The 11,366-nt window shown below is 52.0% G+C and carries 12 protein-coding genes; 3 read left to right on the top strand and 9 right to left on the bottom strand.

Annotated elements, in window-relative coordinates:
• Positions 1-20 precede the first annotated feature (20 nt).
• The 3 genes from JRF57_13875 to JRF57_13865 are packed head-to-tail and all read left to right on the top strand — an operon-like array spanning position 21 to position 1,294.
• A complete protein-coding gene (locus JRF57_13875) occupies positions 21-185 on the top strand; it encodes a hypothetical protein (protein MBW2304786.1) in 165 nt (54 codons plus the stop codon).
• A gap of 33 nt (positions 186-218) precedes the next feature.
• Positions 219-698, top strand: a complete 480-nt coding sequence (locus tag JRF57_13870; protein ID MBW2304785.1) for a MarR family transcriptional regulator — start codon at positions 219-221, stop codon at positions 696-698.
• A gap of 14 nt (positions 699-712) precedes the next feature.
• On the top strand, positions 713-1,294 hold the full coding sequence (locus JRF57_13865; GenBank protein MBW2304784.1) for a class I SAM-dependent methyltransferase: 582 nt from the start codon (positions 713-715) through the stop codon (positions 1,292-1,294).
• A 254-nt stretch (positions 1,295-1,548) separates the two neighbouring features.
• On the opposite strand, the gene JRF57_13860 is transcribed toward JRF57_13865, so the two are convergent.
• From JRF57_13860 to JRF57_13820, 9 genes are all read right to left on the bottom strand, one after another.
• Positions 1,549-2,931 (bottom strand): MmgE/PrpD family protein, encoded by a 1,383-nt coding sequence (locus JRF57_13860; protein MBW2304783.1) that lies wholly within the window; start codon positions 2,929-2,931, stop codon positions 1,549-1,551.
• A gap of 149 nt (positions 2,932-3,080) precedes the next feature.
• Entirely contained in the window at positions 3,081-4,313 is a 1,233-nt protein-coding gene (locus tag JRF57_13855; GenBank protein MBW2304782.1) for an amino acid ABC transporter substrate-binding protein, read from the bottom strand.
• A gap of 56 nt (positions 4,314-4,369) precedes the next feature.
• Positions 4,370-5,092 (bottom strand): ABC transporter ATP-binding protein, encoded by a 723-nt coding sequence (locus JRF57_13850; protein MBW2304781.1) that lies wholly within the window; start codon positions 5,090-5,092, stop codon positions 4,370-4,372.
• The gene (locus JRF57_13845) at positions 5,089-5,814 is read right to left on the bottom strand and encodes an ABC transporter ATP-binding protein (GenBank protein MBW2304780.1); all 726 of its coding nucleotides are present in this window, start codon (positions 5,812-5,814) and stop codon (positions 5,089-5,091) included. Before JRF57_13845 ends, JRF57_13850 begins: the two co-directional genes overlap by 4 nt.
• A 9-nt stretch (positions 5,815-5,823) precedes the next feature.
• Positions 5,824-6,708: a branched-chain amino acid ABC transporter permease gene (locus JRF57_13840; protein ID MBW2304779.1), complete on the bottom strand. Its 885-nt coding sequence runs from the start codon at positions 6,706-6,708 to the stop codon at positions 5,824-5,826.
• 17 nt (positions 6,709-6,725) lie between these two features.
• Positions 6,726-7,655: a branched-chain amino acid ABC transporter permease gene (locus JRF57_13835; protein MBW2304778.1), complete on the bottom strand. Its 930-nt coding sequence runs from the start codon at positions 7,653-7,655 to the stop codon at positions 6,726-6,728.
• Between the two features lie 13 nt (positions 7,656-7,668).
• On the bottom strand, positions 7,669-9,000 hold the full coding sequence (gene glnA, locus JRF57_13830; GenBank protein ID MBW2304777.1) for a type I glutamate--ammonia ligase: 1,332 nt from the start codon (positions 8,998-9,000) through the stop codon (positions 7,669-7,671).
• 13 nt (positions 9,001-9,013) lie between these two features.
• Complete coding sequence (locus JRF57_13825) at positions 9,014-10,288, bottom strand: M20 family metallo-hydrolase (GenBank protein MBW2304776.1); 1,275 nt, start codon at positions 10,286-10,288, stop codon at positions 9,014-9,016.
• Positions 10,242-11,162 carry a MurR/RpiR family transcriptional regulator gene (locus JRF57_13820; GenBank protein MBW2304775.1) on the bottom strand — a complete coding sequence of 307 codons (921 nt, stop codon included), beginning with the start codon at positions 11,160-11,162 and terminating at the stop codon, positions 10,242-10,244. The genes JRF57_13825 and JRF57_13820 overlap by 47 nt, the downstream gene beginning before the upstream one ends.
• Positions 11,163-11,366: the final 204 nt, after the last annotated feature.

The raw sequence follows: 11,366 nt of genomic DNA, 5'->3' as shown, positions 1-11,366 counted from the left end.
GGGGAAGCTTCGATGAAGCGGTGGCCAAAGTAAAGGAAGCCTTGGCTGCGGAAGAATTCGGGATACTGGCGGAAATAGATGTCAAGGCCACATTGAAAAATGCAAGATGTGGAGACGCCTTGTGGAAGATCGCTTCCCAGGCCAACCATCGGCCTCCGAGGGATGGTCCGGTGAGATTTGCTTGACAATTATATTGTCATTATGACAATATAATTGTCATGAAAGACCGACAACATGAAGAGCCGGCCATTGAGGTTCTTGTCGATGAAGTTGTGGCCCTGTATCATCTTTTGCGAGTCATTGCGGCCCGTATTCACTCGGGTACGGGGCTTACGGCCGCAATGCGCGGCATCCTCAGGGGCCTTGACCGCCTTGGACCGCAAACTGTGCCCCAGATGGCCCGGGCGCGGCCGGTTTCCCGGCAGTACATCCAGGCGCTGGTAAACCGGCTCCAGGAAGAAGGCTACGTGGAGACGACCGCCAACCCGGCGCATAAACGCTCCGGTATCGTGCGCCTGACCCGGCGGGGGGAAACCCTGATCGAGGCGATGAGACGTACGGAGGCGCATTTCCTGGAAGGGCTGGGGATAGATATCGATGGAGAGGAAATAAAGGACGCAATATCCGTGCTTCGGAGACTTCGAAGGATTTTTGTGGGGGTTACGCGCAACGAGTCACGGAGCACGGACAGCACATGATAGGGGGTCGCTGGATGTTCACCTCATTTTTCTTGAAAATGTTGAACAGGGAAGCATCTTCGCCCGGAAACATGCCGGAAAAGATTGTCGAGAGTCTTCAGGTCCAGCCAGGATACGTCGTTGCTGATATCGGTTCGGGAGGCGGATACTTCACGCTCAAGTTCGCCGGGAAAGTGGGCGAGACCGGGAAAGTTTACGCCGTCGATACCAAGCCGCAGTACCTGGACTTCATAAGGCGCAGGGCTGAACAGGAAGGATTGAATAACATTTATTTCCTGGTGGCAAAAGGATCTGAGACAGGCCTGCCTGAAGCCTCTCTTGACCTTGTCTTCGCCAGGAATGTCTTTCATCATTTGCCCGAACCGGTGGAGTTTTTCCGCAATCTCAAGAGGGCCTTGAAACCGGATGGGAGGGTAGCGATCATTGACCACGCTCCCGGGGGCGGATTTGGTTTTGTCAGGTTATTCAAGCATCACACGCCCGTTGAGGTCATCTTGCAGGAAATGAAGCGTGCGGGATATCTCCTGGTCAAGTCTTTCGACTTCCTGCCGGGGCAGACGTTCAATCTGTTCAAAAAGGGGGACGTTGTCGACTAGTACCCATCCATAAATGGCCCTTTTCCTCAATCTCTCGGGCCAGGCTCAAACCGGGGACCCACCCGTTGGGTGGGGAGTCGTCGCTACCGGGCGGACAAATTTTAATCCTCGAAATACTTCAATGCATGGTGCCTCTGCCGCTTGGCATCCTAATAAAATATTCTCCTTCCCCTCCGGGGCGTAGGCCTTACGGGCCGGAGGCTTGACCTTGAATAAAATTGCCTGCTTTATGAATGGACACTAACTTGGTAGGATTATGGGACCAGCAGATTTGTAAGGGCCCGTATGCTTTCCAGGTCCTCAATACGCATCACTTTCTTGTATACATCCTCGCATCGTTCTTTTCCGATAAGAGGTTCTGCCAGGGTGAAAAATTTCTGTTTCAATTGCACATCCGACATGGGATTCCGGGGATCCCCTTTAGGCACCCTTATTGTCCTGTTGGCAAGATCGCCTGCCTTGGTCTTGATTTCAACTCGGGACATTAACTCCCTTTTGACCAGAGGGTAGGCCTTGCTTGCCTCCTCCCATTCCCTCAAGGTGACCTTCCGGGCTGTCTCCAGGATGGATTTTTGCGTTAGGTAGGTCCCATTGAACCATTCAGTCCCGGTGGGGATCCCGTGAATCAGCAGCGATATCAGGAAAGGGGCGCTGAAAGGAACATCGAAGGGTATGGAGGGCAGGAATCCGTAATTTTCCACGACTTCGAAAAAGGTCCACACTTCAATGGCCTCGACATCCTCAGGGGAAAGTTTTTTCTCGGCCAAGATCGCGGAAACGGCATCCAGCGTGGGATGGATATGGCGGCATGCCGTGTAGGGTTTGGTGTGGACCATCAAAGTGTACCAGGTGTTTAAAGGTTCCCTCAGGGCCTCGAAATTGCACCGGTCCGAAGATGCCATAATCCAGAAGCCGTCCTCACCGTCCATAATGGTCGTGTCCGCGAGAAAGCCCATTTGGGCCAGCAGGGCAGATAGAACGCCTCCATAGGATGTCCATCCGAAATTATTTTTTAACCATTGTATCTTACCGTCGATAAATCCCCACTTCCTTAGAGTCGGCACAGGGGCATGAAGAGCTGCATGACCGTATGCGTGGGCCGTCAGGTCCCGGTCAAGACCCAGAAGTTTTGCGGCCGTCGCCGCGGCGCAGAAGATCTGCCAGGTATTGATGCCCCGCACCCGTTTGGTTCGTTCAGGGGTCGGTTTGATCCCATTGGAAACCCGGATCCCGATTTCATATCCGGCCAGGACGGATTCCAGGAAAAGTCTGCCGCTTACATCATGGTGCTCACCCATGCTCAAGGCCACCGGGACGATGGTCGACCCGGGATGGCCGTCGTAGGTGTCGTCGAAATCGAGAACGGTTGAAAGATAAGCGTTTACGCTGACAGCATTGAGAAGGGGCATCTTTTCCCGCGTCCCGTAGATGGACACCTCAGGAACGCCTCCCATGGAACCGTAAAGGGCAAGCATCTTTTTCCCCTGTTCCATATTTACCCCCCCTAGGATACAGGCCATGGAATCCAGAATGAGTTCCTTGGCCTTCCGGACAACCTCTTGGGGGATGTCATTGAGGCGGATCGAACGGGTCAGATCAGCCAGAACATATGTGGTTCTTTCATCTAGGATGGTCATTTAATCATTGCCTCTCGATTGGAATCATTGTGGGGGGAAACGAATAATATCCGTTTCCCCCCAGGTGCGAGTTCAGGGCATGATTGTCGATTTAATAAAGCCGCCTCTGTATCACCTCCGATTCAGCGGCCCTTTCAACAGGACTCCCTTTACCGGTCATTCCAGCCCGGAATAGGATAGATAGGTTTGGCCGTAGCCACCGCTTCGGGGTAAACAAGGACCATTTTTTGTTTCCCGTTTTCTTTCTGGATCTGGGTCACGATAAAGGGCATCTGGAGTTGTTTGCCTGATTCGTCGATCTCATAGGGCCCGGTCATCACTGTCACCTTTTTAGAAAGCTCGAGAGCCGCCTTCTTGAGAGCCGGCCCGCTCAAAGAATTGGCCTTTTCAATGAATTTACCCAGGAGCACGCCGGCACCATAGGACAGGGAGGTTTGAAAATCAGGGGGATTCTCGGCTTTAGGAAACTTCTTGTTGAACACTTTTTCGAAATCCTCTCTTGAAAGCCCGGCGTTTACCTTCCAGTTCAGGGTTTTGTGGTACAAGGTGTGGCCGAATATGTAGAGGCCGTCCTCTTTCAAATCGGCCCACTGGGGCATGCCCGAATAGACCATGTAGACGTAAGGAAACATGAGATTAGCCTCTTTCATTTGGCGGATCATGATCTTCTGATCATCCATATAGGCTGAGGCATAGAAGGCGTCTGGCTTGGTCATGCGGACCTTCTGGAGCAGAATGCTGAAGTCCTTGGTGCCAGGTGAGAACTTCTCGCTCATGGTGACCTTGATACCCTTAGCTTCTGCCAGGCTCTTGGCGTACTTGGCAAGACCGGCCGGGAAGGGTTCGTCCACGTAAACAATGGCCATTTTTTTGATACCCAGAGATGCCATGTGGTCGATTTCCGGCTTGGGCATCAGGGACACTGGGGTCTCCGTGGCGGAGACGATGTTTTTATACCCCTGCGCATAGATAGCGTCCGATGCCGCCGACCAGATAACGAGCATCTTTCCGTACTTCTCGGTGATGGCTGCAGCCGCACCCGTCAGAGTGGAGCCGAAGGGTGCAAAGCAGACATCCACCTTGTCCTGGTTGATGAGTTTTTCATAAAGCTTGGCGACCGTTTCCTTATCGCTCCGGTCATCGTAGTAGATGAGCTTCACGGGGACTTTCTTGCCGTTGAGCATCAGTCCGCCTTGCTCGTTTATCAGATCCGCCCAGATGCTGATCCCTTTGAAACCCTGAGAAGAAGCAAAGGTGTACTTTCCGGTAGTGGAGATTGTGAGGCCGATTTTGATGACATCCTTGGCGAAGGCCTGGCCGATACTCAGGCTGAAAGCGAAAACAGTCAGTACAACAAAAAACACAAAAGACTTACTTTTCATCACGATTCCCTCCTTGAATTTGGGTTAACTCAACAGGGTGGAGAAAAAAGATCCCATTAATCCAGCCACCCCTTAATCATTTCCTTGAGTCCTCCTTCGAATTCCTTCTTGGATCCGTTGATCTTGTTCCTTCCCAATTCCAGGACATAGATATGGTCAGATATCTCGAAGGCCTGTTTCACCCGTTGATCCACCGTGATGATGGTGATGTGCTCATTTTTCAGATCAATCAGTGTCTCATAGATTTGGTTGGCAATCTTGGGGGCTAGGGTCGCCGTGGGTTCATCCATCAGGCAGATGCCGGGCTCGGTGAGGAGGCACCGTCCGATCTCCAGCATCTTCTGCTGTCCTCCGCTCAGGAGGCCCGCCCTTTCTTTCCGCTTTTCCGCCAGAATCGGAAACCGCTCATATACACGATCAATGGCCTTGCTTACCCTTTTTTTGTCTTTTTTGAAGATCCATGTTCCGAGTTCCAGATTCTCAAAGACCGTGAGATCCGGAAAAATGCTTCTCAGTTGAGGAACATAGGCGATACCGGTTTTGATGAATTCATGTACCTTGAGATGGGTGATGTCCCTGTTCTTCAGGAAGATTGAGCCCTTTTTTGGCTTCAACAAGCCATAAAGGGTCTTCAGCAGTGTTGATTTGCCTGCCCCGTTGGGGCCGATAATGGTTGTAATCAAACCTTCTTCCGCTTCGAGAGAGACATCTTTGAGGATGTCTATGTCTCCGTAATAAGAGACCGTAAGGTTTTTCGCCGATAGTATGGCCACCGTTATGCTCCCAAATAGGCTTCGATGACTTCTTCGTTGTTCTTAATGTCTTCTTCAGAGCCTCTGGCGATGATTCTCCCAAGATCGAACACAATAATTTCGTCAGACAGGGTATATACGGATTTCATGTCATGGCTGATCAACAAGAAGGTTTTCCCATGCTCCCGGAGTCTCTTGATCTCCTCGTAGAAAAGGGCCTTTAGTTCGGGATGAACCCCTGCAAAGGGTTCATCAAGAAGGATGAGATCGGAATCCGAGATGCATAGCCTGACCAATTCAAGAAGTTTTTGTTGTCCCCCTGAAAGTTCCTCTCCCAGATTGTCTTTCAAATCGATCATCCCGATCCGTTCAAGGATATCGCAGGCTTCAGCCATCAACTGCTCATTTGATTTTTCGGAGGAAAGCACGGAGGCAAAAATGTTTTCCAGGACGGAGATCTTCTTGAAGATCCTGGAAATTTGGAAGGTGCGGCCTATGCCCAGCCTGGCGATTATGTGGGGTTTGAGGCCTGAGATTGATTTTCCCTTGAACCTGACGTTCCCTCCATCGGGCTTATAGATGCCGTTGATGCAATTGAGAAAGGTTGTCTTTCCGGACCCGTTGGGCCCTATGATTGAGGTAATGGAATTCTCCCTGACTGAAAGGGTGATCCCATCAAGGGCCCTCAATCCCCCGAAGACTTTTACGATGTCTATTGTTTCAAGAAACGGTTTCACGCTTATTCCCATAATATCCGTTTATACTCTCGTAGAGACCTTACCCAGAAGGCCCTGCGGTCGCACAAGAACCATGAGAATTAATATGAGAAAGGCGATCACGGGAGAAAGGGCTACCGGCAGAAACACGGAACTGAGACTTTCAGCAAGTCCGTAAACCAGTCCTCCGAGCAGAGCTCCCAGGGGCGTTCCAAGTCCTCCAAGAACGATTACAGCAAAGGCGATAAGAGTGTAGCTCTGTCCCATGACAGGAGTAAGAGACGGAAAGGCCAGGGTGATCAAACAGCCCGTAATCGCCACCATGGCAAGCCCCATGCCAAAGACAATGGCCGAGAGTTTTTGGACGTTGATCCCCAAAATGGAGACAGCCTCTCTGTTTTCGATGATGGCCCGGATGGCCTTTCCGGTGTAAGTCCTGTAAAGGAACAGGCTGATCAGGAGAACCGCCAGCATGCAGATCCCCCCGCTGACAAGACGACCTGTGGGCATGAAAACCGGCCCAAGAAGCAGAGAGGCCCTATCGAAGGGCAAGGGGATGCTCCGAGGATCTGCCTTCCAGATCAACAGGATCAATGAGGTGATAATGAGGGAAATACCGAAAAAAGTCAGAAAGGAGGCCATCTCCGGATCATCCGAGCGCTGAAGTCTCGGATTGAGCAAATGAAAGAGCAAAAGTCCGATGACAAAAAAAAGCGGCAATACCACCGCGATACTTTCAATTGGATTCAGGTTCAGGATACGATGCAGGGAGAAGGCGATATAGGCGCCCAGCATCATGAATTCACCGTGGGCAAAATTTACCACACGCATCACGCCGTAGATGATGTTCATCCCTATCCCAATCAGTCCATAGAGGATGCCCATCAAAAGTCCAGAAGCCATGGCCATGAGAATTAAGTCAAACATAGGTCACCTGATACGCTTTATCGAATAATCCCCCTGAGCCGGGGCCATTTTCGGGTTGCCGAACCCACAATGCCCCTGGGAAGAAACAGGACCAGAAAGACGACCATGATACCGAGGACCAAGAGGTTCAGTAGGGGAAAAGTTCCCCAGATGAAGTCATCGAGACAGTACATAAACACGGCACCGAGGATGGGGCCGATGATGGTTCCCAGACCCCCGAACATGGAGTAGACAATTGCCTTGGTGGTAATCATCAGGTTAAAGGAGGTGTCGGGGTCCACGATGGCCGTGTACCAGGCCTCAATACCGCCTGCCATGGACGGGAAAAGAGCGGCAAGGATCCAGGCTTTCAAGCGACACAGCCCAACGTCGATCCCCATGGTCGAGGCCGCTGCTTCATCGTCCCGAATACATCTGAGGGCAATGCCCAGTCTGGATTTCAGGAGCAGGAAGGCCACCAGAACAGTAATGACCATGAGTACAAACATGAAGTAGTAGCTCAATACGGGTTTGTAAGCATGGGAAAGGGTAATGCCGAAACTTCCCCCCGTCCATTTTTCAGGCATATTGGCCACAACGATCCTCAACACCATGGCACAGGAGAAATTGACGATGGAGAAGTAGATCCCCCTGAGGCGCAGTGTGGGGGCGAAAAGGAGAGCCAAAAGAACGCCGGCCAGTCCGGAAACCAGAATGCACAGGGGGATCGGGATTTGAAATCGGCTCCAAAGAATTGCCGTGATATAGGTGCCCACCCCGTAAAACATGACGAATCCAAAGGGCAGGTACCCGACGAATCCGTAAATAATATTGAAGGAACTGGCCAAGGTAATCCAAAACAGCATGTAGAACACAAAGGCGTTCGACACCGACAGTTTTGGAACGATCAGAAGGAAAAGCAATGCCAGGACGGCAATGAGCCAGGTTATTTTCTTAAGAAAATTCATTCAGGCTTCCTGGTTAAACATTGATATATTTTTCCAGTTCCCACGGATGAACGCTGGTGGCGAATTCCTGTACTTCGTTTTCCTTGATCTCCAGAAATTTCTCTACCAGGACATCGCCGAGGGCATCCAGAAGGACCTTGTCGTCCTTGAAAGCCTTCAGGGCTTCTTTCAGGCTCCCGGGGAGGGCCTCGATACCCCGCTTCCTTTTTTCCTCGGAAGAGAGAGCATAGATGTTGTCATTGATATAGGGTGGCGGTTCCAGTCTTCTTCTGATTCCGTCAAGTCCCGCGGCAAGAAGAACGGTAAAGGCCAGATAGGGATTGCATGAGGAATCGGGGTTCCGGGTCTCCACCCGGAGGGCCTTAAGGGATGAGGCCGGGATTCTCAGGAGGCTGGAACGGTTGTTGAATCCCCAGGACACATACACCGGGGCTTCCCACCCGGGAACGAGTCTCTTGTAAGAATTAACCGACGGATTGGTGATCCCCGCAAGGGAGCGGGCATGGTCCAGGAGGCCTGCGATGAAATGGCGGGCAATGTCCGAGAGTCCATGCTCCCGGGTTTCGTCGGCAAAAAGGTTGATCCCTTTCTTCGTATCCTTCAGATTCAAGTGGACATGCATGCCGCACCCGTAAGTCCAGACAAAGGGTTTGGGCATAAAGGTGGCGACAAGTCCCTTTTGACCGGCGAAATATTTGACTACCTGGCGGTAAGTCATTGTGTTGTCGGCAGTGGTGAGGGCATCGTCGTGCCCAAAAGTGATCTCATGCTTGCCCACCGGCACTTCGTGGTGGTTCTTCTCCGCAGGCACCCCCATAGCGTCCAAGGCCCGGCTCAAGTCTTTTCGAAATTCCGCTCCCTTATCGTAGGGAGGTATTTCAAAGTATGAGGCCCGGTCATGAGGGACATAATTCCCGGATTCATCCTTTTCCAGGAGAAAGAACTCGATTTCAGGGGCCAGGAGAAAATCCCAGCCTTCCCCGAATTCCTTTTTCATGTCCTGGATCGCCTTTTTCAAGATCCCCCGGGGATCCGCCGGGAAAGGCTCGGAGCCGTCTCCCCTGTAAACATCACAAATAAAGCGGGCCGTCCGGTTCTCCGGTTTCCCCCAGGGAAGCAGTCGGTATGTAGAAAGGTCAGGCTTCAAACGAAGATCGCTCTCGTTGACAGGTACATATTTACAGGAAGATCCATCGAATCCGAGTCCATCATCCAGGAGGGTCTCCAGTTTTCTGGCTGGATGAATCAGCTGCTTGATAGAGCCGTCAATGGTGGTAAATTGGAAACTGATGAACCTGACATCGTCTTTTTCTATGCGACTTAGTATATCCGACATCATTTTCATTGATTCTCCCTATTTATTTTGTGTCCAGTAAAAGAAGAGTCTGCAAAAGGCACTGGGCCCCTTTGACCAAATCTTTTATGTCGGTCCATTCCTCGGGACAGTGGCTGAGGCCGCCCTTGCAGGGGATGAAAATCATCCCTGATTGGGCCACATCGTTCATGTGGGCCGCATCATGCCCTGCCATGCTGATGAGATCCAGGGTGTCCAAGCCCAAGAGAGCTGCTGCATCCCGGATGGCCTTTCTGACATCGGGGGAGAAGGTCGTGGGCCCGGTCTCATAGAGAACCTCCCGGTCGATGCGAATGCTTCGCCTTTTCTGAATTTGAGAAGCGGTATCGTTAAGGGTATCGGTGATTCGCCGGATGCTGTCGGAGTAATAGCTTCTGATCTCCGCGTCCATTTCCACCCGTTCGGGGGTTATATTGATCGAGTTTGGAAAGACGTTTAGATGTCCTATCGTTGCGACAGCCTTCTCTTTTTCTTTCCTGGCGGCCGTCTCGAGGGCTAGAATGATCTCTGAGGCGGCACAGAGGGCGTCCCGCCGCTCGTCCATGGGGGTCGTACCGCAGTGGCTTGCCACACCCCTGACCGAGATCCGCTCCCGATAGATCCCGGTTACCCCTTTGACCACACCGATATCTTTATGCGCTCTTTCAAGGAAAGGCATCTGCTCGATATGGATTTCCAGAAAGTACTTGATGGTAGCAGGGTCGAGGACAGCATCCTGTATGCGATCCAAATCGCCTCCGATGGATGCAAGAGCGGTCTTGAAATCGTTCCCCGCATCGTCCCGGAGATTCTCCAGTTGCGCCCTGTCGAGCTTGCCCGCGAGACCGCGGCTCCCGAAAGTTGAGATGCCGAAAGTATTGGGCTCCTCCGATGTGAACATGGTCAGCACAAAAGGGTGTTCCGTTTCGATATTGAGTTGATCCAGTACCCTGAAGGCCTCAAAAGCACTGAATACTCCGGCAGGGCCGTCGAATTTGCCCCCGTTTCGAACGGAATCCAGGTGGGAGCCCGTCATGATGGCGGGCCAATCAGGGTGTATGCCCTCTCTCCGGGCAAAAATGTTGCCCAAGGCGTCCATATGGATCTTTACGTTGAGTTCCGCTTCAAGGAGCCGGAGAAATGCTTCCCGGGCTTTCAGGTCCTCCCTGCTGAAGGCCAGACGCGTAATACCTCCTGATTCGTCCCGTCCGATCCCGGCAAAAGTGTCGATGAGAAAGGAAATTCGTTCCGGGTCAAAGGCGTTTTTGATTGTTTCCGGGGAGATTTTTGTCTGATGCATGTTTTTTTATTCTCTTTTCGCGAATGAAAATTTCCAGATCCCTGGCCATGGCCTCGAATTCACGCATCATGGCTGCGGATTCTTCCTTGTTGGCCCTTCCCACCTCGGTTACCATCATGTTGAACAGGCACATGGCCGAGCAGTAAGAGTCAAAAATGGTGCTGAAGGTCACAGGGATAATCAGGGCAAGCTCCGAGAGGGCATAAAGAGGAGAGTTGATCTTATCCGTAATCCCTACAATGGTTGCCCCGCGTTGCCTGCAGAATCGGACCAGTTCAATAGTTTCCCTCGGGTAGCGGGGAAAGGCGATAGCCACCACGAGGTCTTCGGGTTTCAGGTGAAGCAATGTGTCGTACTCGTTGGTTGAACCCCTGGTGACGGCTATCACGTTTCTTTTCACCTTGTTGAGAAAGTAACGAAAATATTGAGCCAGAGAAGCAGAGCCCCGCGTCCCGAGGACGTAAATGTTCTTGCTTTTGGCGATCATGGATACAGCTCTGTCAAAGGCCTCCTGGGGGAAGTCACGGGCAAAGGCCGTTAGGGTCCTGATCTCTCGGATAATGATATTCGAGCTTCCCTCGGAGGTGGAAGGACCGCCCACCAGACTCAGATTGAACCTGTCTGCGGAAGTGAGTTCCGCCGTGAGAAGTTCCTGGAAGGCCGCCAGAAACAGGTTGAATTTCGGAAAACCCAGGGATTGAGCGAAGCGTATAACCGTCGGTTGGCTGACCCCGATCTCCTTGGCCAGCTGAGTCGCGGTCAGGAAGGCCACCTTCTCATAGTTGCCGAGAAGATAGCTTGCGATCTTGGCCTGCTGTGGCGTGTAGTGATCCTTCCGGGATTTGATGAGTTGAAGTATATTAGGGTCTTTCATGGTCAAAGATGCCTTTAACGGTCACCCCCCAAAGTATTTTCGCCCTCAATATGAGACCTTTGAAAAACATCCCATTTTGCCCAATCTTCCGCCTCCGTCACGACTACGGCGTGACAAGCCCGCCAAACAGCCGGCGGGCAGGCGCTCCGCCGTCCATGGCTCCGCTCCCGCCAGACAGCGGCGGACAGGCACTGCGTATTTCGT

This window comes from Deltaproteobacteria bacterium, from assembly GCA_019310525.1.
In the GTDB taxonomy this organism is placed as follows: Bacteria; Desulfobacterota; DSM-4660; order Desulfatiglandales; family HGW-15; genus JAFDEE01.
The sequence above is the reverse complement of the archived record's forward strand: the minus strand, read 5'-3'. Positions and strand labels throughout refer to the sequence as shown.